This window comes from Comamonas sp. w2-DMI (assembly GCF_040187735.1).
Lineage (GTDB): Bacteria > Pseudomonadota > Gammaproteobacteria > Burkholderiales > Burkholderiaceae_C > Comamonas > Comamonas terrae.
Map to the genome: position 1 here is coordinate 116,936 of NZ_JBANEL010000005.1, position 24,269 is coordinate 141,204.

Sequence of the window (24,269 nt, forward strand, 5' to 3'; positions counted from 1 at the left end):
TCGCCATGACTTGTGGAGATTCCAACGAGACACCAGGCGGCCCGGTTGACTCCCGGTTGTAACCAAATCCGGGAAAGTGAAAGCGCCTGCCCACGCCGCGGCGCGGAGGCGCAACAGGTCATCAGCCCTGCGCCGATGCCGGCAGGCCGAAGATCCGGTCGAACGCCCAGTTGAAGGCAAAGGTATAGACCATGAAGAACACCAGCAGGCCGGCTTCCATCACCGCCGCCTGCCACAGCGACACCTCGAACCACCAGGCCATCAGCGGGATCAGCATGGCGGCAATGCCTCCCTCGAAGCCGATCGCATGCACCACGCGGCGCAGCACGGAGCGGCCCTTGACGCTCTGGCGCGCCTCCCATTTTTCAAACAGGTAGTTGAAGCCCAGGTTCCAGCAGATCGCAATGGCCGACGCGGCCACGGCCATCACGCCGGATGCGCCGGCTTCCTGGCCGATGGCCATGAAGATCAGGCTGGAGACGGCGATGGCGATGGCCTCATACAGGGAGACGTAGATGACGCGGCGCTTGGGGCCTTGCAGGCCGGTGGCCTGCCGGGAACCGGACGTGCGGGAAGCGCTGGAAACCGAAGACGACGCAGCGGCGGCCGCTGCGGTGGAAACAGAAACTTGTTGAGACATGGGATGCAGTGTATGTTCTGAAAATTGAAGATAAAAGTCAGCTTCTTTCAGTTTTTCTGACAAGTTCAAGCGATGCCCTTTGCCGCCGACCAGGTGCCCCTGTTTCTGGCCGTGCTCGATGCCGGCTCTTTCTCCGCGGCCGCGCGCCGGCTCGGGCGCGTGCCCTCGGCCGTCAGCATGGCCATTGCCCAGCTCGAAGCCGAGCTGGACTTGCAGCTTTTCGACCGCAGCGGGCGCGAGCCCGTGCCCACGGCCGCCGCCCGTGCACTGGAACCCCAGGCACGCCTGCTGGCCGAACAGCTGCAGCAGCTCAACTGGCAGGCCAGCGCCTTGCACCAGGGTCTGGAAGAACGGCTGACCTTGGCCATCGCGCCCGAGCTGCTGTCCACCCACTGGACCGGCACGCTGGCCCAGCTGGTGCAGGAATTCCCGGCCCTGCCCGTCGAGGTGCTGGCCGCCCCGCAGACCGACGCCCTGGAGCTGCTGCATGCGGGGCGCGCGCACCTGGCCCTGGTCTTCGAGCGCCCCGCCATCGACGGCCGCGAAGGCTTCCAGGAAATGGGCCGCGAAACCCTGGTGGCCGTGATGGCGCCCGGCTTTGCGCCGTGGCAGCAGGCCCGCACGGAGCATGGCGCCCAGGCCCGGCTCACGGTGGAGCAGCTGGCCGCCGCGCGCCAGGTGCTGATGGCCAGCCGCGACCCCGCCCAGATCGATACGCGCTTTGTCTTTGCCCAGCAGCGCTGGCGCACGGACAGCCACCAGGCGGCGCTGTCCCTCATCAGCGCGGGTCTGGGCTGGGGCTGGCTGCCCCGGACCCTGGTCGAACCCCATATCGCGGCCGGCAGCCTGATGGAGATACCCGTGCAAAGCCTGAGCAACGGCACCACGCTGTTCGTGGACTGGGTCTGGTCCAAGGAGCGCCCGATGGGACTGGCGGCGCGCCGCTTCGTGCAGCTGCTGCGCGAGCGCCCGCCCGACACGGCATGACTGCGGAAGTCGGCTGACGGCGGCGGCACCGAAGCTGTGGCAAAACAGCGCTCGATGCCCGCGCCGCCCCAGCGCCCCTTTTTGTTCCCGGAGCCTAAAGCCATGCTGCAAACCCGCAAGACCACCCGGCCGCCCAAGGCGGCGCTGCCCGCCGTCCCGTTTCCCACCAGCGCATCGGTCAAGGCCGCGCAAAGCCTGTCGGGCCCTGTCCGCAAGCCCTCGGGCAAACAGGCTGCCAAGGCAGGCACGGCCGCCGCACTGCCCGCCCCTTTGCCGCCGTTCGTCAGCCGCGATGCCGCGCTGCAAGCCCTGTGGCAGCAGTGGCAACCCGGTGTGGCGCGCGATGCAGGCCGGGCCGCGGACGCGATGCCACCGCCGATCGACCTGCTCCGCTATGCCCCCGCTTCCAAGCCGTTTTCCTCGGGCAAGGGCAAGGCCCACGACAAGGCGCTGGTCAGCGAACTCGCCCAGGACCTGGACAGGCTGCAGAACGTCTTCTATGCCGATCGCCGCTTCAAGCTGCTGGTCATCCTGCAGGGCATGGACGCAGCCGGCAAGGACGGCACGCTGCGCGGCGTGTTCAGCCAGATGACGCCGCTGGGCGTGCGCACCGTGGGCTGGAAGGCGCCCACCGAGACCGAGAAGGCGCGCGACTATCTGTGGCGCATCCACCTGCAGGCGCCGGCCAGCGGCGAGATCGTGGTCTTCAACCGCAGCCATTACGAGGATGTGCTGGTGCCCGTGGTCAACCGGTGGATCACGCCCGAACAGCAGGCCCAGCGCTATGCGCAGATCAACGACTTCGAGCGCATGCTCAGCGAGACCGGCACCGTCGTCGTCAAGTTCATGCTGCACATCAGCAAGGAGGAGCAGCGCCAGCGCCTGCAGGAACGCCTGGACGACCCGACCAAGCACTGGAAATTCGACGAAGGCGACCTCCAGGTGCGCGCCCAGTGGGATGACTACCAGCAGGCCTACGCCCGCCTGCTGGCGGCCACGCACACGCCCTGGGCGCCATGGACCATTGTGCCGGCCGACTCCAAGACCCACCGCAACCTGATGATTGCCACGCTGCTGCGCGAGGTGCTGCACAACCTCGGTCTCCAATACCCGCCCGGCGCCCCGGCGCTCGACAAGATCAAGGTGAAATAGGGGCGCGGCGCGGCCATGCCGCGCTCACATAAATGAAGCATGCAGCGCCAGATCCGTATCGATTTCAGAGAGAGATAAACCTGAAATCGTTTCCTGCCAAGCGCAAGACGCTTCCATTTCAGAAGCAAAACCTAGAACTGCCAGCCCAGCTGCCCCAGGCCTTCGAACGCGATATCGAAACGGTCGCCCGCCTGCAGCTTCTGGCAGCCGCACCAGGTGCCCGTGGTCACCACGGTGCCGGCCGGCACGCTGCCGTATTCGGCCGCCACATGCTGCAGCCAGTCCGCCAGCAGCCAGGCCGGATCGCCCAGGCTGTGCGTGCCGGCAAAGCGCTGGGGGTCGCCGCCGTTGACCTGTACCGTACAGGCCTGCTGGGCCCAGTCACGGCCTAGCAGCACGCTGGCCGGCAGCCAGGGGCCCAGCGCCAGCCCGCCATGGCACTGGCCGTCGGCCAGCAGCGCCAGCGCCGGCGCCTGGAGGCCGTCGCGCCAGCGCACATCCACCCATTCGATGGCCACGGCCACGCCGTCGATCAGCTCCAGTGCGCCTTGCGCCGTCAGGGCAAGCGCCTGCTCGGCCGTCACTTCGCGGCCCAGGCGCAGGGCCACCTCGGCCTCCACGCCGCGCAGATTGAACACGGCCTGCGGCGCCGGTGCCACGGGCCGGTCCTGGTGCACGCCGTCCTCCGGCAGCGGCACATGCAGCAGGCGTGCGGCGCGGCTGGCAGCGCCGGACTTCCAGTAGCGCGGCGCCCGATCGGCCGGCCACCAGCCATAGGCCCGGGCCAGCGCCCGCTGCACCTGGCGCGCATCGTCCTCGCCGCGCATCAGCGGCGCCACGTCGGCGCCCAGGGCCATGGTCTGCCCGAGCTTGCGCGACCACCACAGCGCATCGGCCGTGGCATAGCTGTCCTCGTGCAGCGCGGGCGCCAGCGTCTTCCAGTCAGGCAGCACATCCTGCTGCTCCTGCAGCTCGGGCGCCAGGCCGATGGGCGGCGTGTTGGCAAAGGGGGCGGGACCGCACCCACTTTTTTCGCATTCATTGTTTTCAGGCATGAAGGCAATGATGGCAAATTTCGTGCATCTATGCGGTTTTCAGGCGCGAATCGGGGCTGCGGAAACGCAGTTTTTTTGCTTATGCACAAAACGCATAAAGCTGCAAGCAACTTGCCTTGGACAGCGGCCGGCCGCCGCTCTAATCTGCTCTACCTAGCCGGTGCCGCCGCAAAACGGCAGCGCCTGTTTCAGTCAACCAGGCAACATCATGCAAGCCAAAGACTCTTCGGCGCCCGCCATGGCGCACGCTCTTCCCTCCTACCTCAACCCCGATCATCTCGGCCCCTGGGGCATCTACCTGCAGCAGGTTGATCGCGTCACGCCGTATCTGGGCTCGCTGGCCCGCTGGGTGGAAACGCTCAAGCGCCCCAAGCGCATTCTGGTGGTGGACGTGCCCATCGAGATGGATGACGGCCGCATTGCCCACTTCGAGGGCTACCGCGTGCAGCACAACCTGAGCCGCGGCCCCGGCAAGGGCGGCGTGCGCTTCCACCAGGACGTGACGCTGTCCGAAGTGATGGCCCTGTCGGCCTGGATGTCGGTGAAGAACGCCGCCGTGAACGTGCCCTACGGCGGCGCCAAGGGCGGCATCCGCGTCGATCCGCGCACACTGTCCAAGGGCGAGCTGGAGCGCCTGACCCGCCGCTACACCAGCGAGATCGGCCTGCTGATCGGCCCCTCCAAGGACATTCCGGCTCCCGACGTGAACACCAACGGCCAGATCATGGCCTGGATGATGGACACCTACTCCATGAACACCGGCGCCACGGCCACCGGCGTGGTCACGGGCAAGCCCATCGACCTGGGCGGCTCGCTGGGCCGCGTGGAAGCCACGGGCCGCGGCGTGTTCACCGTGGGCGTGGAAGCCGCCAAGCTGACGGGCCTGTCGGTGCAGGGCGCGCGCGTCGCCGTGCAGGGTTTCGGCAACGTGGGCGGCACGGCGGGCAAGCTGTTTGCCGAGGCTGGCGCCAAGGTCGTGGCCGTGCAGGACCATACCGGCACCATTCATAACGCCAACGGCCTGGACGTGCCGGCCCTGCTCGAGCATGTGGCCAACACGGGCGGCGTGGGCGGCTTTGCCGGCGCGCAAGCCATGGATGCCAAGGACTTCTGGGGCGTGGAATGCGACATCCTGATCCCCGCAGCGCTGGAGGGCCAGATCACCAAGGACAACGCCGGCCAGATCAAGGCCAAGATGGTGATCGAGGGTGCCAACGGCCCCACCACCCCCGAGGCCGACGACATCCTGACCGACAAGGGCGTGCTGGTGCTGCCCGACGTGATCGCCAACGCCGGCGGCGTGACGGTCAGCTACTTCGAATGGGTGCAGGACTTCTCCAGCTTCTTCTGGACCGAAGACGAAATCAACGCCCGCCTGGTGCGCATCATGCAGGAGGCCTTTGCCGCGGTCTGGGCCGTGGCTCAGGAGCATAAGGTGACGCTGCGCACCGCCACCTTCATCGTGGCCTGCAAGCGCATGCTGCATGCCCGCGAAATGCGCGGCCTGTATCCATAAGCCCCCTGAGGCGCTTTGCGCCTTCCCTCTCTCTACGCGCTTCGCGCCAAGGGAGGGGGACGATGCCTTCGCCGCGAGGCGGCTCTTGCTCGGCATCTCTTTGTGGGGTGTGCCTGTTTTAGCGCGAGCACAACGAAAAAAGCCTTCTGTTTCCAGAAGGCTTTTTTGTTGGTTGCGCGAGAAGGATTTGAACCTCCGACCTTTGGGTTATGAGCCCAACGAGCTACCAGACTGCTCCATCGCGCGGTAATTTCGGGACAGCAACTTGTCGTTGTGTCGATGGAAGCAATTGTAGCTGAAATTCTGTTGTCATGCATGCAAGTTATATGAGCTCACTTTTTTCATGGCTATTGGCTCTGAAATTTGTCGTCCGGCCAAAGGCAGGCCAGTCATTCCCGGGCGCCGCCGCTGCCCGAGGCGGCTCTGTATAGTTGCCGCCCATGGCCAAAGACAAAACGACTTTCACCTGCAATGCCTGCGGCGGCACCAGCCCGCGCTGGCTGGGCAAATGCCCCAGCTGCGGCGCCTGGAACTCGCTGGTCGAGACGGTGGCCGACTCGGCCTCGGGCGGCAAGAACCGCCTGAGCCAGCCCCAGGGCTATGCGGGCCTGGCCAATGCCCAGCCCGTCACGCCGCTGTCGGCCATCGAGGCCCAGGACGTGGCGCGCACGCCCAGCGGCATCGAGGAGCTGGACCGGGTGCTGGGCGGCGGCGTGGTCGAGGGCGGCGTGGTGCTGATCGGCGGCGATCCCGGCATAGGCAAGTCCACACTTCTGCTGCAGGCCATGGATGCGCTGCATCGCCTGGGCCTGCCCACGCTGTACGTGACGGGCGAGGAGAGCGGCGCCCAGGTGGCGCTGCGCTCGCGCCGCCTGGGCCTGGAGGCCAGCCAGGTGAATGTGCTGGCCGAGATCCAGCTGGAGAAGATCCTGGCCACCATGGAGGCCACCCAGCCCGCCGTGGTGGTCATCGACTCGATTCAGACCGTGTATTCGGACCAGCTGTCCTCGGCGCCGGGCTCGGTGGCCCAGGTGCGCGAGTGCGCGGCCCACCTGACGCGCGCGGCCAAGACCACGGGCATCACCGTGATCCTGGTCGGCCATGTGACCAAGGAAGGCGCGCTGGCCGGCCCGCGCGTGCTGGAGCACATGGTGGACACGGTGCTTTACTTCGAGGGCGACACGCACAGCAATTTCCGCCTGGTACGCGCCATCAAGAACCGCTTCGGCGCGGTCAACGAGATCGGCGTGTTCGCGATGACGGAAAAAGGCCTCAAGGGCGTGACCAACCCCAGCGCCATCTTCCTGTCCCAGCACAGCGAGCCCGTGCCCGGTTCCTGCGTGCTGGTCACGCTGGAAGGCACGCGCCCCATGCTGGTGGAAATCCAGGCGCTGGTGGACCAGGGCGGCCCGGCCGCGCGCCGCCTGTCCGTGGGCCTGGACCGCGACCGCCTGGCCATGCTGCTGGCCGTGCTCAACCGCCATGCGGGCGTGGCCTGCGCCGACCAGGACGTGTTCGTCAACGCCGTGGGCGGCGTGCGCATCAACGAGCCGGCGGCCGACCTGGCCGTGATGTTGGCAATCACTTCCAGCCTGCGCGGCAAGGCGCTGCCCAAGGGCTTCATCGCCTTTGGCGAGGTGGGCCTGGCCGGCGAGGTGCGTCCCGCGCCGCGCGGCCAGGAGCGCCTGAAGGAGGCGGCCAAGCTGGGCTTCACCATGGCCGTGGTGCCCAAGGCCAATGCGCCCAAGAAGGCCATTCCCGGCCTGACCATCCACGCCGTGGAGCGCGTGGACGAGGCCATGAACATTGTGCGCGGCATGGGGTAAGCGCTTGCTCGCTTTCATAATGGAAGCATGTTGCGCCCGGAATACATGGTTATCAGCGACAAAATCCTCTGAAATCATTCCAAGACAGGCGCAAGCAGCTCCTGTTTTTGAAAGCCTCTGTGGTTTGACAGGCTTGCATGGGCATACGCACTGCCCACAGCCGGCTCCCCCGCTCTCCGTAAGACAATAAGCCCATGAATTTGCGCAATATTCTGGTTCCCCTGGGTCTGATCGTGCTGGTGTTCGCAGCCTTCCGCTCGGCGGGCTGGCCCGGCGTCGCGGCCGTGGCGGGCGGCATTCTGATGTGGGTTCTGCTGCATTTCACGCGCCTGATGAGCGTGATGAAAAAAGCGGCGGACCGTCCCATGGGCTATGTGGGCAGCGCGGTGATGCTCAATGCCAAGCTCAAGCCCAAGGTGCCGCTGGTGCATGTGGTGGCCATGACGCGCTCGCTGGGCGAGCGCCTGTCCGAGGAAGGCCGGGACCCCGAGATCTACCGCTGGACCGACGGCACCCGCTCCCATGTCACCTGCGAATTCGTGGGTGGCCGGCTGATGAAGTGGACACTGCAGCGCCCCGTGCAGGACGAGGAGGCCGCCGCCGCACCGGAAACAACAGAGACGACGGACACGCCGCCGAAGGCCTGAGCGCCCTAAAATGGCGCTCTCTGGAGACAGCCGACCGGGCAGGCCCTGGCACCCGGTGTCTGCCCAATGAACACAACCCCCAAGAGGATGGTTTTATGAGTCCTGTTGTTCCCTCGATGTCCGACCGCGACGGCAAAATCTGGATGGACGGACAGATGGTGGATTGGCGCGACGCCAAGATCCACGTGCTGACCCATACGCTGCATTACGGCTGCGGAGCCTTCGAAGGCGTTCGCGCCTACGAGACCGAGCAGGGCACGGCCATCTTCCGCCTGCAGGACCATACCAGGCGCCTGTTCAACAGCGCCAAGATCCTGCGCATGCAGATCCCGTTCACCCAGGACCAGGCCAACCAGGCCCAGATCGACGTGGTCAAGGCCAACGGCCTCAAGTCCTGCTATCTGCGCCCGCTGACCTGGATCGGCGACCGCAAGCTCGGCGTCTCGCCCAAGGGCAACACCATCCACCTGATGGTCGCGGCCTGGGCATGGGGCGCCTACCTGGGCGAGGAAGGCATGGAGCGCGGCATCCGCACCAGGATTTCCAGCTACACCCGCCATCATGTGAACATCACCATGACCCAGGCCAAGACGGTGAGCAACTACACCAACTCCATCCTGGCCAACAGCGAGGCGCTGGACGACGGCTACGACGAGGCCATTTTGCTGGACGCCTCGGGCTTCGTCTCCGAAGGCTCGGGCGAGAACATCTTCGTGGTCAAGGACGGCGTGGTCTACACGCCCGACCTGTCGGCCGGCGCGTTGAACGGCATCACGCGCAACACCGTGCTGCACATCTGCCAGGACCTGGGCCTGGAAGTCGTGCAAAAGCGCATCACGCGCGACGAGCTGTACATCTCGGACGAGCTGTTCTTCTCGGGCACCGCCGCGGAAGTCACGCCCATCCGCGAAGTGGACCGCATCCAGATCGGCGAAGGCCGCCGCGGCCCCATCACCGAGAAGATCCAGAAGGCCTTCTTCGACATCGTCGGCGGACGCAATCCCAAATACGCGCACTGGCTGACCCCGGTGTAAGAATCCCCCTGAGCGGCTGCGCCGCTTCCCCCCTCTCTCTCCGGGAGGGGGCGGCCCATGCTCGGCGCCCCTGGCTTGGGCTGCGCCGGTTCCGCGGGCCGCGCATCATTGAAAATCACGAGAAAGATACGAAAACATGAGCACGAACGCCGTTGTCGAACTGGCCGCCAAGGATCTGAACCACCAGGGCGGCGTGTTTTGCCCCAGCCCCAAGGCAGACATGAAGCTGTGGAACAGCCATCCCAAGGTCTACCTGGATGTGGCCAAGACCGGCGAAGCCCGCTGCCCCTACTGCGGCACCACCTACCGCCTCAAGGCCGGCGAGGTGTTTGAGGGCGGCCACTGAAGACGTGGCTCTGGGCCCCGGGGCTTTTCATACCTGCAGCGCCAGCAGCAGCCCGTTCAAGGTCGCTGGAAAGCGCGGTGCCAGATGCTGCCGGGCACCGCGCCGCCATGCAGGCGGAACATTTCCGTGAAGTGCCTGCGCTCTCCTCCGCGCAGCTTCACGATGGGCGCTGAAACCTTCGGCGCCCCCACCAGACACAGCTGCGGGTACAGCAGATACCACTTCCAGCGCAGCGCACGGTGATAGTAGTAGGCCGTATCCTCGGCCTTGTACAGGGCCATTCGGGTGAACGCCTGGCTGCGCAGCACCTTCTGGGCCGTGATGTGGATCAGCAGATAGTGCGGGTCCTCGATGCCCTGCTGCAGGGCCGGCAGATCCTGCTGGCGCTTCAGATACTCCTGCGTCCCCTCCACGACCAGCGCCTGGTGGAATTCCCGCTGCCATGCCGTGATGAAGGCCGAGCCCGGCCGTGCGCCGAACGCCCAGCTCTCGATGACGGGAAGGCGCACCTCGCGCGTGAACTTCTCGAGATAGAAGCCGACGAACTCCACGGCCGCGTCGGACGGCGCTTGCATCCAGTCCAGCGATGCAGTCAGCAGCGTGCTGGCATCCAGCCAGAAGCCGCCATGGTGCGCCACGAGATACAGGCGCAGCCAGTCCGACTGCTTGGTGGGATGCAGCTGTGCAAACTGTGCCGGCAGATCGCCGGCAGCCACATAGGCTTGCAGATTGCCCGGGTGGACCAAACGCACTTCATAATCCGGGCATTGCAGGCGCCAGCTGTCGATGCACTCGCGCACGAAGGCATCAGGCTGGATCTGGTTCCAGTAGGTCCACAGAATCCTGGGAATGCCCTGGAACTCTTCCAGGACGTGCTCCTTGCCGGCGAGCATGACGGGTGCCGGTGTCGCATAGCCGGCAGAGCCTTTGAGGTTGGAGGGCTGTACAAGCTGCAGAACGCCCTTGAAAAGGCTGGCTGGAATCCGCGTCATGGTGACTGTTTGAGCAGGGTTGGAACGTGTTGACGATCTCCTCGCACCGCGTAGAGATCTTCAACACGCTCTGAAGGTTGAATACACAAATTTCGTCGCAGGCGGATTGTCCGTCAGAACCCATGGAAAACAATTTGGCGGCATCGCACCAGCCTTGCACACAGCGCCCGACCCGGATTCTGCATTTCGTGACCGGCGGCTTTTCGGGTGCGACCCAGGTCGCCATCGATCTGTGCTTTGCTGCCCGGAAAAGCCCGGACATGGACGTCATGCTGGTGCTGCGCCGCAAGCGCAGCACGTCCGATGCCAAGGTCCAGGCGCTGCGCGAGCAGGGGCTGCAGGTCCATGTCGTCTCCAACTGGCTGCATGCCATGACCGTGTGGGAGTTGCGCAAGATCCTGCGCGCCTGGAAGCCCGACGTGGTTTTTGCCCACGGCTTCAGCGACCACATCTGGGGCCGCCGCGCTGCGGTCGCCGAAGGCGTGCCGCGCATCTTCCATGTGGAACACAACTCGCGGGAGCGCTACACGCCGCGCCGCCTGAGGCAGGCTCTGGCCCTGGCCCCCTTCACCCAGGCCAGCATCGGCGTATCGGAGGGAGTGCGCACCAGCCTGGTCCAGCGCGGCTTTCCCGCGGACCGCTGCGTGGCGATCTGCAACGGCATCGACCTGGCGCGCTTTCCGCAAGAGATGCTTCCGGCACGCTGGGAGGATCGCGAAGCCGCCATTCTCATGGCCTCGCGCTTTGCGCGGCAAAAAGACCAGGCCACGCTGATCAAGGCGCTGGGACTGCTGCGCGCGCAAGGCTTGGCGCCGCAGCTGTATCTGGCCGGAGCCGGCCGCAAGCTGCAGCGCACGCAGGCCGAGCGGCTGGTGCAGCAGCTCGGCCTGCAGGAGCAGGTCCATTTCCTGGGCAATGTCTCCGACTTGCCCCAGCGCCTGGCCCGCACGCGCATCTTCGTGCTGTCCACCCACTGGGAAGGCATGCCCCTGGCCCTGGTGGAGGGCATGGCCGCCGGCTGCGCCTGCGTAGGCTCGGATGTGCTGGGGGTGCGCGAAGTCATTGACCATGAAGGCACCGGGCTGCTGGTGCCGGAGTCCGACGCGCAGGCCATGGCTGCCGCGCTCAAGCGCCTGCTGCAGGAGCCCCTGCTTGCGCAGCGGCTGGGGCAGGCGGCCCGGCAAAAGGCCTTGAGCGCCTATGGCCGGGAGCACATGTGGGAGCACTATCGCGCACTGCTGGCCCAGCCGGTCCGGGACGGTGCCTGAATCCAGGCCGCCGGATCACAGAGTCTCGGACACATGGGGAGCACTGGCTCTATGTCTGGCATTGCCCCAGGTCAGCTGCAGCTTCATCCTGAACTTGCGCAGCCGCTGCATCAGGGATGCCGGCGGCTCCTTCACCTGCCAGATGCTGCTGACCTCGCTGGTGTCGTCCAGGGCGATGACCGAAGGATGGACACCAAAAACGCGCATGCCGTTCTCGAACCAGAAGCGCATGTCCACATCCACGGGCCGGCCGAAGGGCTGGCGGCTTGCCAGCATCTTGCGCGCGCCGCTGCGGCTGACCACATAGCCGGTCGCAAAACTGGGCACGCGGCGGTAGGTGATCAGTTCGAGCGAGGGCTCCGCCAGGGGGCGCCGGCTGGCGACCTTTTCTTGCGCGCGCCCGAACAGCTTGACCATGTCCCAGCTGCCGGCCGGCAGTGCGGCCACCGCCTGCAGCGCCTGAGGCAGGGCCGGCAGCAGCCGCACGTCGTCTTCAAACACGGCCATGGCGGCCGCATTGCCGTCCAGCAACTGGCGCCAGGCCGTCATATGGCTGCAATAGCAGCCCTTTTCGCCATTGCCCATGGGCTTGAAGTATTGATGGGAATTGAGCGCCGGGTTGAAATGGCGCGCCTGCACTTCATCCGGAAGATCGCTCCACCACACGGCGGGAAGACGGGTAGCCTCCAATCCCAGCCGGGAGAACTGCGCCTGCATGCGCTGATGTCGCTCGATGTCCTTGGCAAGGTTGATATAAACAATGGGAATGTTGGACATTCGGAAAATCCGACGACTGTTTGGATAGGAAATTGAGTGAACTCGTATAAGAACTTCTTGGCCGGGGGATTGAATCTCTCGGCATTTTTGTTTTTTGCCCTGTGCCTGGCCGTACCGTCCGGCTACTCCTATGGCTCGGCCATGCTCGCGCTGCTGGCGATTGCGGGCTGCTGGCAAAAAGCTCCACGCGAGGCGCTCTCCCGCGAAACGAAAATCTTACTCGCAAGTCTGTTTCTGACCGGCCTGCTGTGGACGGCGGCATTGGACCGTGCATGGTCGGGCGCGGGCATGGCCTATGGCGCCAAATATGCGCTGGCGGCACTCAGCCTCTGGGTGCTGAGCCAAAGAGGGCTGGCCGCCGGTGCAGTGATCTGGGGCGTGGCCGCCGGCGCCGTCGGTGCGCTGGCGGTGGCAGCCTACCAGTATCTGGTGCTGCACTGGAACAAGGCCTGGGGCTTCACCAATGCCATCCAGTATGGCGGCATCGCCATGTACCTGGGCATCGCCGCCTGGGCCATGGCACTGCTGGGGCGCTGGCGCTGGCCGCAGCGTGTGGCGCTGGGCCTGTGCGGCGCCTGCGGCGTACTGGCCGCAATGCTGTCGGAGTCGCGCGGCTCCTGGGTGACCATGCCCCTGCTGCTGGCAGCGCTCTGGCTGATGGCCTGGCGCAATGGCTACAGGCGCATTGCTTCCGTCGCCATCCTGGCCATGCTGGTCGGCGGTGCGGCGCTGGTGCTGCCCGCTTACAAGAAGTTCGAACAGCGCGCGGATACCGCTGTCCAGGAAGCCCGGAACTATCTGGCCGAGCCCCAGAAATACGCAGAGACCTCCATCGGCCAGCGGCTGGAGCAATGGCGGCTGGCCATCCACCTGATAGAGGAGCGTCCCGTGACGGGCTGGGGCCTGGAAGGCTATGTCCGTGCCAAGCAGGCCATGGTGGACAAGGGCGCTGCACATCCCTCTGTCATGGATTACGGCCATGCGCACAACGAGATCCTGGACATGTGGGTCAAGCGCGGCATGGCCGGGCTGGCGATCCTGCTGTTTTTCTATGCGGCGCCGCTGTATGCGTTCTGGCCCACCCCTTCGCGGCTGGCACGGGCCGGTGCCGCGCAGCAGCCGCGGCTGCTGGCGCTCAGGGCTGCGGCCTCGCTGCTGCCGCTGGCCTATTTCGGCTTTGGCTGGACCCAGGTCTTCTTTGCCCACAACAGCGGCCAGATGTTCTACATCTTCTCGCTGGCGGCCTTCTGGGGAGCCATCTGCGCGCTGGACAGAACCGGCGCCCGCGCATCCGGCCGCTGAACGGGCTCAGACCAGGGGCAGGCTCAGCACGAAGCTAGCCCCGCCCTGGCCGTCCAGGCGGCCTTCGCAGCGCGCGCTGCCGCCGTGGCGTTCGGCAATCGAGCGCACCAGCGACAGGCCCAGTCCCACGCCGCCCGAACGTTCGCTGGCGCCGGGCAGGCGGTAGAACTTCTCGAAGATGCGCTCCCGCTGCGCCGCGGGCACGCCGGGCCCGTGGTCTTCCACGCGGATCACGGCCTGCGCATGCTGCCGCGACAGGATGAGCGTGATATCGCCCTGGCTGTAGCGGCGCGCGTTTTCCAGCAGATTGCGCATCGCGCGGCGCAGCAGCTTGGCAATGCCCTGCACCTCCAGCGCGCCGCCGGCCTGCACCTCGAGCTCGGCGCCGATGCGCGCGCACTCCTCGGCGGCCAGTCCGATCAGATCGACGGACTCCACGGTGCCCACATCGACCTCGCGCGTGTCGAGGCGACTGGCCAGCAGGATCTCGTCGACCAGCTGGTCCAGCTCGTTGATGTTGCGCTGGATCTCGGACTTGGCGCGCGCGCTGACAGGATCCTCGCCCATGAACTCCAGCCCCATGCGGATGCGGGTCAGCGGCGAACGCAGCTCGTGCGATGCGTTCGCCAGCAGCGACTTGTGCGAGGTCACCAGGGCCTCGATGCGCGCAGCGGCCGCGTTGAACTGGTGGGCCAGATCGGCCACCTCGTCATGCCCGTGCTCGGGCACGCGCACCGACAGATCGCCCTCGCCAAAGCGCTTGACGCCGCGCTGCAGGTTTTCCAATCGCTTGAGCAGGCGCCGGATGATGGGAAAGACGCCGATCGCCACCGCCACGCCCACCAGGCCCAGCATCCACAGAAAGCCGAACGGCGGCCGCAGCCAGAAGGCCACGGCGCCGTCGCGCGAGGAAGGCCCGCCCCCCTCGCGGCGCTCGCGCGGCGCCATGCGCAGCTCGTAGGTCTGGCCGTCGGAGCCCGCGATCTCGAAGCGCAGGCCCTCGCCGGGCGGCCCTGGAATGCGCGAGGCCCGGCCTTCGGTGACCACCTCGCCGAGCGCGTTGCGCAGCACGATCTCGCGCGCCGGCGGCGCGGCATTGTTCTGCACGCGCTGCTCGTCGGCGATCTTCCAGGCCCAGGCCACGGTCAGCGTCAGCACGGCCACGCCGCCCACCACGGCCAGCCAGATGCGCAGATACAGGCGCTGGGAAAAAACATGCAGCAGCTTCATTCACTCAACTCCATCGCTGTCCCGGGGCGCGGCTTGGGCCCGCCTGCATCAGACACGGGCTACCAGCAAGTCCCGCGCAGCGCGCCCAGCGGGCGCTAATCCTGCTGCTTTGCAAAAACATAGCCCACGCCGCGCACGGTGAGGATGCGCTTGGGGTTCTTGGGATCGGCCTCTATGGCGGCGCGGATGCGGCCCATGTGCACGTCGATGGAGCGGTCGAACGCCTCCAGCTCGCGGCCGCGCACAGCCTCCATGATCTGGTCGCGCGTGAGCACGCGGCCCGCGCGTTCGGCCAGCGCCACCAGCAGGTCGAACTGGTAGGAGGTCAGGTCGCAGCTCTGGCCGGCCACGGTCACGGTGCGCGCGTCCCGGTCGATCTCCAGGCTGCCGAAGCGCATGGCCGCCGATGCGGGCGCCGGTCCGTCGCTGCCCTTGCGGCGCAGGATGGCGCGGATGCGCGCCAGCAGTTCGCGCGGCTCGAAGGGCTTGGGCAGATAGTCGTCGGCGCCGATCTCCAGGCCGATGATGCGGTCCATGGGATCGCCCTTGGCCGTCAGCATCAGCACCGGCACCTGGGCCGCGGCACCGGACATGGCACGGATGCGGCGGCAGACTTCCAGGCCGTCCATGTCGGGCAGCATCAGGTCCAGGATCACCAGGTCGGGCAGCTGCGCCGAGCCCCCATCGGCGGGCTGCAGGCGCTCCAGCCCGCTTTTGCCGTCGGCCATGTGGGCGACTTCCAGCCCGTTGTTGCCCAGGTAATCACCCACCATTTGCGCCAGGCGGGTGTCGTCTTCAATCATCAGCAGTTGATGCGTGCTCATAGGGGGCAGTGTAGTCATGCTCGCGCCTCGGTTGGGACTCCTCCCTTCCATGCTCCCACGGCCGCGTCAGCCCCGCTTGTCGCCCAGGTAAAGTTGGGTAAACCTCAAAACGATAGCTGGATACGCATGCCCATCAATCGCTTTCGGCCGTTTTGACTCTGGACGCCAGATAGATGAGAAGCAGCACGGGAATGCCCATGGCCGCCGTGGCATGGAAGAAGGCCTCATAGCCGTAGGCATCGACGAACGTGCCCGAAAACCCCGCCAGCCATTTGGGCGCCAGCAGCATCATGGAACTGAACAGCGCGTACTGCGTGGCCGAGTACTGCACATTGGTCAGCCCCGAAAGATAGGCGATGAAGGCCGCCGAAGCGATGCCGCCGGCCAGGTTGTCGGCGCTGACCACCCAGACCAGCGCCGTCAGGTCGTGGCCGCGCGTGGCCAGCCAGGCGAACAGCATGTTCGTGGCGGCCGACAGGATGGCGCCCAGCATGAGCACGCGCATCACGCCCCAGCGCACGGCCATGGAGCCGCCGACAAAACCGCCCAGCAGCGTCATCACCACGCCGAACACCTTGGTGACGGCGGCCACCTCTTCCTTCTTGTAGCCCATGTCCACATAGAAGGGATTGGCCATGATGCCCATGACCACGTCGCTGACCCGGTACAGGCCGATCAGCGCCAGCAGCAGCAGCGCCTGCCAGCGGTAGCGGCTGACGAAGTCGGCAAACGGCGCAACCAGCGCGCCCTGCAGCCACTCGCGCAGATTGCGCGCTGCCGGCAGCGGCCGGGGGCGGGGTTCGGGCGACAGCAGCACCGTGAGCGCGCCCACCAGCATGCTGGCGGCCATGGCCATATAGGCCACGCTCCAGGCGCCCACCACATAGCCCTTGGCATCGCCCTGCACCTGGGCCGCCACCCACAGCACGCCGGCGCCGGCCCAGATCATGGCCAGGCGGTAGCCGGTCTGGTAGGTGGCCGCCAGCGCGGCCTGGTCCTCCACCGTGGCCGACTCGATGCGGTAGGCATCAAGGGCGATGTCCTGCGTGGCCGAGCCGAAAGCCACGGCCAGCGCGCACCAGACCAGCGGATGCAGCGCGGCGCGGGGATCGTTGAAGGCCATGCCCAGCAGGCCGGCCATGATCAGCCCCTGGGCCAGCAGCAGCCAGCTGCGCCGCCGCCCCAGCAGACGCGTGAGCAGCGGAATCGGCAGCCGGTCCACCAGCGGCGACCACACCCACTTGAAGCCGTAGGCCAGGCCCACCCAGCTCAGATAGCCGATGGTGCTGCGCTCGATGCCGGCCTCGCGCAGCCAGAAGCCCAGCGTGCCCAGTACCAGGAGCGGCGGCAGGCCCGCCGAAAAACCCAGCGCCAGCATGCGCAGGCTGGTGGGCTCGGCATAGATCTTCAGGGCCTGCGCCCAGCTGCGCCGGTTGCCGCGGTCTTGCGTTTCGGAGGATGCGGAGGAGGAAGATGGGGAAGACGGCTCGGTCATGGTCGTGAAGCTTGCGGCAGCGGCCATTATCGGTTGCCGCTACCATGGCACACGCCGCCCATGACATCCGACCGCTCCGACTCCGCACCCTCCCGCCCCGCGCTGCGCGAGGCCCAGGTCTCCGTGCGCCGGTACAGCGGCGAGCACGAGGCCCATGCCCACGACCACGCGCAGATCCTGTTCGCGCTGCAAGGGCGCATGGAGCTGGAAATCGACGGCCGCCCCGGCTTTGTCGATGCAGCCTGCGGCATGGTGATTCCCGCCGGCACCGGCCACGGCTATCTGGCGGCGCCCCAGACCCGGGTCTTCGTGATCGACGCCCCCGAAGCCGCGGGGCTGGACCGGCTGCGCCGCTTCGCCGTGCCGCCGCCGCTGCGCTTTCCCGTCTCCCACCTGTCGGCCGCCGCGCAGATGGCCCTGGTGCTGCAGGCGCCTTCGCTGCTGGCGCGCCGCGGCATCGACCTGCAGCAGCTGCAGCAGCAGGTGCAGATGGCGCTGCACGAAAGCTGGCCCACGGCCCGGCTGGCGCAATGCGCGCACCTGAGCGTGGCACAGTTCCACGCCCGCTTCGTGGAGCTGGCCGGCCAGACTCCGCAGGCCTGGGTGCGCACGCTGCGCCTGGATGCGGCCAGCCGCCAGCTCGCCCGCGGCGCGGCACTGGAAGCCACGGCCCTGCGCTGCGGCTATGCCTCGGCCAGCGCACTGGCCTATGCGCTGCGGCGCGAGCGCGGCATGACCTCGCGCCAGCTGCGCGAGGCAGCGCGCGGCGCATGATCGCGAAGCTGGACAAAGCCCGCGCCACAGCGCGCAGTTCCAGAGTCTCTCGACATTTGCCCGCGACGCGTGGCCGCAACATCGGGGCACCATGTCCACCCACACCTCTACGCATCCTGCACCGTCCACCATCTCCCTTGCCACCGGCCTGGGGCCGGTAGGCCTGGTGCTGCTGGCCGCCATGCTCTGGGGCACCACGGGCACGGCCCAGCACTTTGCGCCAGGCGACCTGTCCGCCTACTGGGTGGGCAGCCTGCGCATGCTGATGGCCGCACTGTTCTTCGGGGGACTGGCGCTTTGCGCACGGCCGCAGGCCGGCATAGCGCAGCCGCGGCAGCCCACCTCGCGGATGGGACCCCGCATCCTTTTCTGCGGCCTGTGCATGGCCGTCTACAACCTGAGCTTCTTTGCCGGCGTGCGCGTCTGCGGCGTGGCGCTGGGCACGGCCCTGGCCATAGGCAGCGGCCCCATCTGGGCCGGCTTCATGCAGGCGGCCGTGCAAAAGCGCTGGCCCGCAGCCCTGTGGTGGCTGGGCACCTGCATAGGGGTGAGCGGCGGCATCGTCATGGCCCTGGCATCGACCGGCGCGGCAGGCGGACTGCCCTGGCACGGCATGGCCCTGTGCCTGCTGGCCGGCATGTCCTATGCGGCCTATGCGCTGGCCAATCAGGCCCTGGTGCGCGCAGGCCCGGTGGCGCGCGCCAATGCCCGGGTGTTCGGCTGCGCCGCCCTGCTGTCGCTGCCATGTGCGGCGCTGCTGGGCGGCCCCCTGCACACCACGCCCGAAGGCTGGGCCGTGGTGGCCTATCTGGGCGTGGTGGCCACGGGCTGTGCCTATCTGCTGTTTTCCATGGGCCTGCGCGGCATGTCCGTGGCCACGAGCGTGGCCCTGAGCAAGGCCGAGCCGATCACGGCCTTTGCGCTGTCGCTGGCCGTGGTGGGCGAGCGCCCGGCCTGGTGGGCCGTGCTGGGCCTGGCTGCCGTCATCTGCGGGCTGTGGCTGGTGGTGCGCGCGGAAATGCGCGAAGCCGGCGCTCCGGATTGAGACCTACGCTTGGGCATGGGCGCACGCCCTAAACTGCGCCCATGCCCAAGCACCCCACCGCATCCCATCCCGCCGGCTGCACCTGCCGGCAACGCCGCCAGCTGCTGACGGGCCTGCTCGCCGGTACCGCCCTGGCAACTATGGCAGCGCCGGCCCTGGCCCAGGTCGATGTGGGGCGCGCCTCCTTGCTGCGCAACCTGGTGCCTGCGCAGGCGCTGGAGACCGCCGCCACCGAGCAATACCAGGAGCTTCTGGCCAAGGCGCGCGCCCAGGGCGCGCTGGCCAGCGGCGACGACGCCCAGTTGCGGCGCCTGCGCGCCATCGCCCAGCGGCTGATTCCCTACGCCGGGCAGTGGAACGAGCGCGCGCGCCAGTGGCGTTGGGAAGTCAACCTGATCCGCAGCAGGCAGATCAATGCCTTTTGCATGCCCGGCGGCAAGATCGCCTTCTTCACCGGCATCCTCGACCAGCTGCGGCTCAGCGACGACGAAGCCGCCATGGTCATGGGCCACGAAATGGCGCATGCGCTGCGCGAGCATTCGCGCGAACAGCTGGCCAAGAGCCAGGCCACGGGCATGGGCCTGTCCCTGGGCGCGCAACTGCTGGGCCTGGGCGACCTGGGCAATGCCGCGGCGCGCCTGGGCACGCAGCTGCTGACGCTCAAGTTCAGCCGCAACGACGAGAGCGAGGCCGACCTCGTGGGCCTGGAACTGGCCGCGCGCGCCGGCTACAACCCGCAGGCGGCCGTCTCGCTGTGGCGCAAGATGGGCGAGGCCACGGGCAGCGGCGGCATCGGCTTCCTGTCCACCCACCCCACGGGGCCGGACCGCATACGCCAGCTCGAGGACAATGTGCCGCGCGTCATGCCGCTGTACGAGCAATCGCGCCGGCGCTAGCAGGTGGCAATTTCTCTTTCGATAGCATTTTTCGCTCCATATCCATTAGTTTCATATGCAAAGAGATCTGAAACCTTTCAAAATCAAGCGCTGGCAGCTCCTGATTTCAAAGCAGCTCTCCACAACCGTGCCAGGCCCGACAATCTATTCCTCCCATACCGTCCAGGCCTGATCCTTCAAGCACCATGCTGACCCACGCCGACATCCAAGCCGCCGCCCGGCGCCTTCAAGGCGCCGTGCTCCAGACGCCCTGCGTCGAATCGCGCACGCTCTCGCAGATCACGGGCGCCCAGGTCTATCTCAAGTTCGAGAACCTGCAGTTCACCGCCTCCTTCAAGGAGCGCGGCGCGCTCAACAAGCTGTTGCTGCTGTCCGACGCCGAGCGCGCGCGCGGCGTGATCGCCATGAGCGCGGGCAACCATGCCCAGGGCGTGGCCTACCATGCGCAGCGCCTGGGCCTGCGGGCCGTCATCGTCATGCCGCGCTTCACGCCCGGCGTGAAGGTGGAGCGCACGCGCGGCTTCGGCGCCGAGGTCGTGCTGCACGGCGACTCGCTGGCCGAGGCCCGCGCCCATGCCTACCAGCTCGCGCAGGAGCAGCAGCTGACTTTTGTCCACCCCTATGACGACGAAGCCATTGCGGCCGGCCAGGGCACCCTGGCCCTGGAAATGCTGGAGGCCCAGCCCGACCTGGACATGCTGGTCGTGGCCATCGGCGGCGGCGGCCTGATCGCCGGCGTGGCCACGGCGGCCAAGGCCGTCCGCCCCGGCATCGAGGTCGTCGGCGTGCAGACCCAGCGCTTTCCGTCCATGTTCAATGCCCTGCGCCAGGCCGAGCTGCCCATGGGCACCTCCACCATCGCCGAAGGCATTGCCGTGACCCAGCCCGGCACGGTGACCCAGGCCATCGTGCAGCGCTGCGTGGACGACCTGCTGCTGGTCGACGAAGGCGATATCGAGCAGGCCGTGCTCATGCTGCTCGAGATCGAAAAAACCCTGGTCGAAGGTGCAGGCGCCGTGGGCCTGGCCGCGCTGCTGCGCCATCCCGAGCGTTTCAGGGACAAGAAGGTCGGCCTCATCCTCTCGGGCGGCAATATCGATCCCATGCTGCTGGCCGCCATCATCGAGCGCGGCATGGTGCGCTCGGGACGGCTGGCGCGCATCCGCGTCAGCGCGCGCGACGTGCCCGGCGTGCTGGCCCGGATCACCGCCACCGTGGCCGGCGCCGGCGCCAACATCGAGGAAGTGCACCACCAGCGCGCCTTCACCATGCTGGCCGCGCAGAACGTGGAAATCGACTTCGTGCTGCAGACCCGCAACAAGGCCCACATCGACGAGGTGATCGCGGCGCTGCAGGCCACGGGCATGCAGGTCAGCGCGGCCTGAGCCCCGCGCGGCGATACCGCCCGTCATGGCTTTCCCCTAGCGGCCGGGGGCAGGCCATGCCTAGAATGACCGCAATCCACCCCGCCATCCCCTACCTGCCGTCAGGAGCATTGCACGCATGTCACATGAGCCCGCCATGAACCACGATCCGGAACACCAGGATGCCGTCGATGCCGTGGTGCCCATCATTCCCGTGGTCATTCCCGCCGTCGGGGCGGCCATGATGTTCCTGCTGGCCTTCATCGCCGTGCACATGGCCTGAGACCTCCAGGCCCCTGCACAAACCCGCCGCCGGCGGGTTTTTTCATGCCCAGACGCAAAGTGCCTCATACCAATCAGCGCATATTTTGATGCAAAAAATGCATTGTTTATCGTGGCTTTTGCGCTGGTCCTGAAATTTCCCACTCCCTAGAATGGCTGGACCATCGCTGTTGAATGCATGGCTGCTTTGCGCTTTTGAGGGCTAGTGAAGACCCGATTTCAGGCTACGCGGACATGGGTTTGCCGCGGTCTTCAAGCCATTTTCCAAAGGCGCAGCGCGGGCGCTGCTTCTTTGAAAACTGGTTTTTCAATTGAAGAAAGCTCCGCGATGAACGCAACCGCAACCCAAGTCCTGGATATCCAGGCGCCTGCCTACGTCAGGAATCCCCAGCTGGTCGCCTGGGTGGCCGAAATGGCCGCGCTGTGCAAGCCCGCCAGGATCCACTGGTGCGACGGCAGCCAGCAGGAATACGACGCGCTGTGCCAGCAGCTCGTCGATGCCGGCACCTTCAAGAAGCTCAACCCCGCCAAGCGCCCCGGCAGCTATCTGGCCTGGACCGATCCCTCGGACGTGGCCCGCGTCGAGGACCGCACCTACATCTGCTCCGAGAAGAAGGAAGACGCCGGCCCGACCAACAACTGGATGGCCCCTGCCGAGATGCGCGCCACACTGCAGCCGCTGTTCGACGGCTGCATGGCCGGACGCACCATGTACGTGGTTCCGTTCTCCATGGGCCCGCTGGGCAGCCCGATCGCCCATGTGGGCGTGGAGCTGTCCGACAGCGCCTATGTGGCCGTCAACATGAAGCTCATGACGCGCATGGGCCGCGCCGTCTACGACGTGATCGGCGAAGACGGCGAGTTCGTGCCCTGCGTGCACACCATCGGCGCGCCGCTGGCCGCCGGCGAGAAGGACACGACGACCTGGCCCTGCAACAAGACCAAGTACATCGTCCACTACCCCGAAACGCGCGAGATCTGGAGCTACGGCTCGGGCTACGGCGGCAATGCGCTGCTGGGCAAGAAATGCTTTGCGCTGCGCATTGCCTCCACCATGGGCCGCGACCAGGGCTGGCTGGCCGAGCACATGCTGATCCTGGGCGTGACCAAGCCCGACGGCAAGAAGTACCACGTGGCTGCGGCCTTCCCCAGCGCCTGCGGCAAGACCAATTTCTCCATGCTGGTGCCGCCCAAGGGCTTCGAAGGCTGGAAGGTCACGACCATCGGCGACGACATCGCCTGGATCAAGCCCCAGGCCGACGGCAGCCTGCGCGCGATCAACCCCGAGGCCGGCTATTTCGGCGTGGCGCCCGGCACCAACTACCACACCAATCCCAACTGCATGGCCAGCCTCGACAGGAACGTGATCTTCACGAACGTCGCGCTGACCGACGACGGCGACGTGTGGTGGGAAGGCATGGAAGCCGATACCGGCAAGCTGCCCGAGCACCTGATCGACTGGCAGGGCAAGGACTGGACGCCGCAGATCGCCAGGGAAACCGGCGCCAAGGCCGCCCATCCCAATGCCCGCTTCACCGTGGCGGCCACCAACAACCCGGCCCTGGACGAGGCCTGGGACGATCCCAAGGGCGTGAAGATCGACGCCATGATCTTCGGCGGCCGCCGCTCCACCACCGTGCCGCTGGTGACCGAGGCGCGCGACTGGGTGGAAGGCGTGTACATGGCCGCCACCATGGGCTCCGAGACCACGGCCGCCGCGTTCGGCGCCCAGGGCGTGGTGCGCCGCGATCCCTTCGCGATGCTGCCGTTTGCCGGCTACAACATGAGCGACTATTTCCAGCACTGGCTGAACCTGGGCGCCAAGATTGCCGGCCAGGGTGCCACGCTGCCGCGCATCTTCACGACCAACTGGTTCCGCAAGAACGAGCAGGGCAAGTTCGTCTGGCCCGGCTATGGCGAGAACATGCGCGTGCTCAAGTGGATGATCGACCGCATCGAAGGCCAGGCCGCCGGCCAGGAAACCGCCTTCGGCATCGCGCCGCAGTATGCCGAGATCAACTGGACGGGCCTGGAGTTCTCGCCCGCCCAGTTCGCCACCGTGACCAGCATCGATCCGGCGGCCTGGGCCGAGGAGATGAAGCTGCACGGCGAGCATTTCGACAAGCTGGCCTACAACCTGCCCAAGGCCCTGCTCGATACCAAGGCCAGGCTGCAAGAGCGCCTGGCGGCCTGATACCGGCGCGGCCGCTCCCGGCCGGGAGCGGTCCTTCGCGGAAACGGGAACACAAAAAAGCCCTGTGTGCATTGCGCCACAGGGCCTTTTTCGTTGCAGCCGGCAAACCGTGCCGGCATGAAAAAAGCCGCGGCCTGGTAGGCAGCGGCTTTTTCCGAGACGGGCAGCGCGGTGCTTAGCGGCGCTGGCGGTCCATGGCGCGGGCCAGGTCGGCCATCAGGCGAGCGTCCTGCAGCGCGGCGTTCCAGATGCGCTCGTCAGCGGCAGCTTGCTGGCGGCTCTGCACCCAGGCACGATAGCCGTTGCCCAGCAGCTTGAAGGTGCGGCGCAGCGGGCCGGACAGCAGTGCCACGCCGGCGAAGGCGATGGCCCACAGCACCATCCAGGCGCTCAGCAGGAAGCCGTTGCCCCAGGATTCGGCGGATTCGAACAGGGCGGCGAAGACCACCACCAGCACGGCGGCGCCGGCGATCAGGTAGGTCAGCAGCGGCTGGGGCGCGGGCTCGTAGCGGTGGCGGCGAGGCGCCTGCTGCGCGGCCAGACGCTGCTCGTCGGTGGGATAGAAACGCACCACACCGGGGTGCTCGACACTGTAGGAGTTGTAAATAAAGTTGCTCATGGCA

The 24,269-nt window shown here is 66.9% G+C and carries 23 protein-coding genes and 1 tRNA gene; 15 read left to right on the plus strand and 9 right to left on the minus strand.

All coding sequences use genetic code 11. The annotated features are described in order from the left end of the window. Window positions 1–121 precede the first annotated feature (121 nt). Entirely contained in the window at window positions 122–640 is a 519-nt protein-coding gene (locus V8Z74_RS07485; protein WP_083526554.1) for a PACE efflux transporter, read from the minus strand. A 72-nt stretch (window positions 641–712) separates the two neighbouring features. Between V8Z74_RS07485 and V8Z74_RS07490 the strand changes: the two genes are divergently transcribed. Further along, window positions 713–1,627 carry a LysR family transcriptional regulator gene (locus tag V8Z74_RS07490; protein WP_066474865.1) on the plus strand — a complete coding sequence of 305 codons (915 nt, stop codon included), beginning with the start codon at window positions 713–715 and terminating at the stop codon, window positions 1,625–1,627. Between the two features lie 102 nt (window positions 1,628–1,729). Beyond that, window positions 1,730–2,779 (plus strand): PPK2 family polyphosphate kinase, encoded by a 1,050-nt coding sequence (locus V8Z74_RS07495; RefSeq protein ID WP_349708739.1) that lies wholly within the window; start codon window positions 1,730–1,732, stop codon window positions 2,777–2,779. Between the two features lie 131 nt (window positions 2,780–2,910). On the opposite strand, the gene V8Z74_RS07500 is transcribed toward V8Z74_RS07495, so the two are convergent. Next, the gene (locus tag V8Z74_RS07500; protein ID WP_349708740.1) at window positions 2,911–3,834 is read right to left on the minus strand and encodes a fumarylacetoacetate hydrolase family protein; all 924 of its coding nucleotides are present in this window, start codon (window positions 3,832–3,834) and stop codon (window positions 2,911–2,913) included. A 208-nt stretch (window positions 3,835–4,042) separates the two neighbouring features. Here V8Z74_RS07500 and V8Z74_RS07505 point away from each other — a divergent pair, with 208 nt between their 5' ends. Beyond that, window positions 4,043–5,350, plus strand: a complete 1,308-nt coding sequence (locus tag V8Z74_RS07505; protein ID WP_349708741.1) for a Glu/Leu/Phe/Val family dehydrogenase — start codon at window positions 4,043–4,045, stop codon at window positions 5,348–5,350. Window positions 5,351–5,519: 169 nt separating this feature from the next. On the opposite strand, the gene V8Z74_RS07510 is transcribed toward V8Z74_RS07505, so the two are convergent. Then, window positions 5,520–5,596: transfer RNA gene (locus V8Z74_RS07510), tRNA-Met, on the minus strand. Window positions 5,597–5,790: 194 nt separating this feature from the next. Here V8Z74_RS07510 and radA point away from each other — a divergent pair. From radA to V8Z74_RS07530, 4 genes are all read left to right on the plus strand, one after another. Beyond that, window positions 5,791–7,176, plus strand: coding sequence for a DNA repair protein RadA (gene radA / locus V8Z74_RS07515; protein ID WP_066474856.1), 1,386 nt, complete (start codon window positions 5,791–5,793; stop codon window positions 7,174–7,176). A gap of 194 nt (window positions 7,177–7,370) precedes the next feature. Beyond that, complete coding sequence (locus V8Z74_RS07520; protein WP_066474853.1) at window positions 7,371–7,823, plus strand: glycerate kinase; 453 nt, start codon at window positions 7,371–7,373, stop codon at window positions 7,821–7,823. A 95-nt stretch (window positions 7,824–7,918) separates the two neighbouring features. Continuing rightward, entirely contained in the window at window positions 7,919–8,857 is a 939-nt protein-coding gene (locus V8Z74_RS07525) for a branched-chain amino acid transaminase (protein WP_066474849.1), read from the plus strand. 136 nt (window positions 8,858–8,993) lie between these two features. Beyond that, entirely contained in the window at window positions 8,994–9,203 is a 210-nt protein-coding gene (locus tag V8Z74_RS07530) for a zinc-finger domain-containing protein (RefSeq protein WP_066474847.1), read from the plus strand. 56 nt (window positions 9,204–9,259) lie between these two features. On the opposite strand, the gene V8Z74_RS07535 is transcribed toward V8Z74_RS07530, so the two are convergent. Then, window positions 9,260–10,195, minus strand: coding sequence for a glycosyltransferase family 32 protein (locus V8Z74_RS07535; protein ID WP_349708742.1), 936 nt, complete (start codon window positions 10,193–10,195; stop codon window positions 9,260–9,262). A 122-nt stretch (window positions 10,196–10,317) separates the two neighbouring features. On the opposite strand from V8Z74_RS07535, the gene V8Z74_RS07540 reads away from it, so the two are divergent. Further along, window positions 10,318–11,463 carry a glycosyltransferase gene (locus V8Z74_RS07540; protein ID WP_349708743.1) on the plus strand — a complete coding sequence of 382 codons (1,146 nt, stop codon included), beginning with the start codon at window positions 10,318–10,320 and terminating at the stop codon, window positions 11,461–11,463. A gap of 15 nt (window positions 11,464–11,478) precedes the next feature. Here the strand turns inward: V8Z74_RS07540 and V8Z74_RS07545 are convergent, their stop codons facing one another. Beyond that, window positions 11,479–12,240, minus strand: a complete 762-nt coding sequence (locus V8Z74_RS07545) for a glycosyltransferase family 25 protein (protein WP_349708744.1) — start codon at window positions 12,238–12,240, stop codon at window positions 11,479–11,481. A 36-nt stretch (window positions 12,241–12,276) separates the two neighbouring features. On the opposite strand from V8Z74_RS07545, the gene V8Z74_RS07550 reads away from it, so the two are divergent. Then, complete coding sequence (locus V8Z74_RS07550; protein WP_349708745.1) at window positions 12,277–13,542, plus strand: O-antigen ligase family protein; 1,266 nt, start codon at window positions 12,277–12,279, stop codon at window positions 13,540–13,542. A gap of 6 nt (window positions 13,543–13,548) precedes the next feature. Here V8Z74_RS07550 and V8Z74_RS07555 read toward each other — a convergent pair whose 3' ends face one another. The 3 genes from V8Z74_RS07555 to V8Z74_RS07565 all read right to left on the minus strand — a co-directional run bounded on the left by V8Z74_RS07555 (window position 13,549) and on the right by V8Z74_RS07565 (window position 17,091). Beyond that, on the minus strand, window positions 13,549–14,772 hold the full coding sequence (locus V8Z74_RS07555) for an ATP-binding protein (RefSeq protein ID WP_349708746.1): 1,224 nt from the start codon (window positions 14,770–14,772) through the stop codon (window positions 13,549–13,551). A 95-nt stretch (window positions 14,773–14,867) separates the two neighbouring features. After that, the gene (locus tag V8Z74_RS07560) at window positions 14,868–15,614 is read right to left on the minus strand and encodes a response regulator (RefSeq protein ID WP_066474826.1); all 747 of its coding nucleotides are present in this window, start codon (window positions 15,612–15,614) and stop codon (window positions 14,868–14,870) included. Window positions 15,615–15,729: 115 nt separating this feature from the next. After that, on the minus strand, window positions 15,730–17,091 hold the full coding sequence (locus V8Z74_RS07565) for an AmpG family muropeptide MFS transporter (protein ID WP_245633317.1): 1,362 nt from the start codon (window positions 17,089–17,091) through the stop codon (window positions 15,730–15,732). 60 nt (window positions 17,092–17,151) lie between these two features. On the opposite strand from V8Z74_RS07565, the gene V8Z74_RS07570 reads away from it, so the two are divergent. The 6 genes from V8Z74_RS07570 to V8Z74_RS07595 all read left to right on the plus strand — a co-directional run bounded on the left by V8Z74_RS07570 (window position 17,152) and on the right by V8Z74_RS07595 (window position 23,646). Further along, window positions 17,152–17,865, plus strand: a complete 714-nt coding sequence (locus V8Z74_RS07570; protein WP_066474820.1) for a helix-turn-helix domain-containing protein — start codon at window positions 17,152–17,154, stop codon at window positions 17,863–17,865. Between the two features lie 91 nt (window positions 17,866–17,956). Next, window positions 17,957–18,910, plus strand: a complete 954-nt coding sequence (locus V8Z74_RS07575; RefSeq protein ID WP_502879476.1) for a DMT family transporter — start codon at window positions 17,957–17,959, stop codon at window positions 18,908–18,910. Window positions 18,911–19,050: 140 nt separating this feature from the next. Then, entirely contained in the window at window positions 19,051–19,806 is a 756-nt protein-coding gene (locus V8Z74_RS07580; RefSeq protein ID WP_349708814.1) for a M48 family metallopeptidase, read from the plus strand. A 185-nt stretch (window positions 19,807–19,991) separates the two neighbouring features. Continuing rightward, window positions 19,992–21,191, plus strand: a complete 1,200-nt coding sequence (locus tag V8Z74_RS07585) for a threonine ammonia-lyase (protein ID WP_066474809.1) — start codon at window positions 19,992–19,994, stop codon at window positions 21,189–21,191. Between the two features lie 136 nt (window positions 21,192–21,327). Continuing rightward, the gene (locus tag V8Z74_RS07590; protein ID WP_281178764.1) at window positions 21,328–21,453 is read left to right on the plus strand and encodes a hypothetical protein; all 126 of its coding nucleotides are present in this window, start codon (window positions 21,328–21,330) and stop codon (window positions 21,451–21,453) included. Window positions 21,454–21,780: 327 nt separating this feature from the next. After that, window positions 21,781–23,646, plus strand: a complete 1,866-nt coding sequence (locus V8Z74_RS07595) for a phosphoenolpyruvate carboxykinase (GTP) (protein WP_349708747.1) — start codon at window positions 21,781–21,783, stop codon at window positions 23,644–23,646. Window positions 23,647–23,821: 175 nt separating this feature from the next. On the opposite strand, the gene V8Z74_RS07600 is transcribed toward V8Z74_RS07595, so the two are convergent. Beyond that, window positions 23,822–24,265 (minus strand): hypothetical protein, encoded by a 444-nt coding sequence (locus tag V8Z74_RS07600; RefSeq protein WP_066474803.1) that lies wholly within the window; start codon window positions 24,263–24,265, stop codon window positions 23,822–23,824. Window positions 24,266–24,269: the final 4 nt, after the last annotated feature.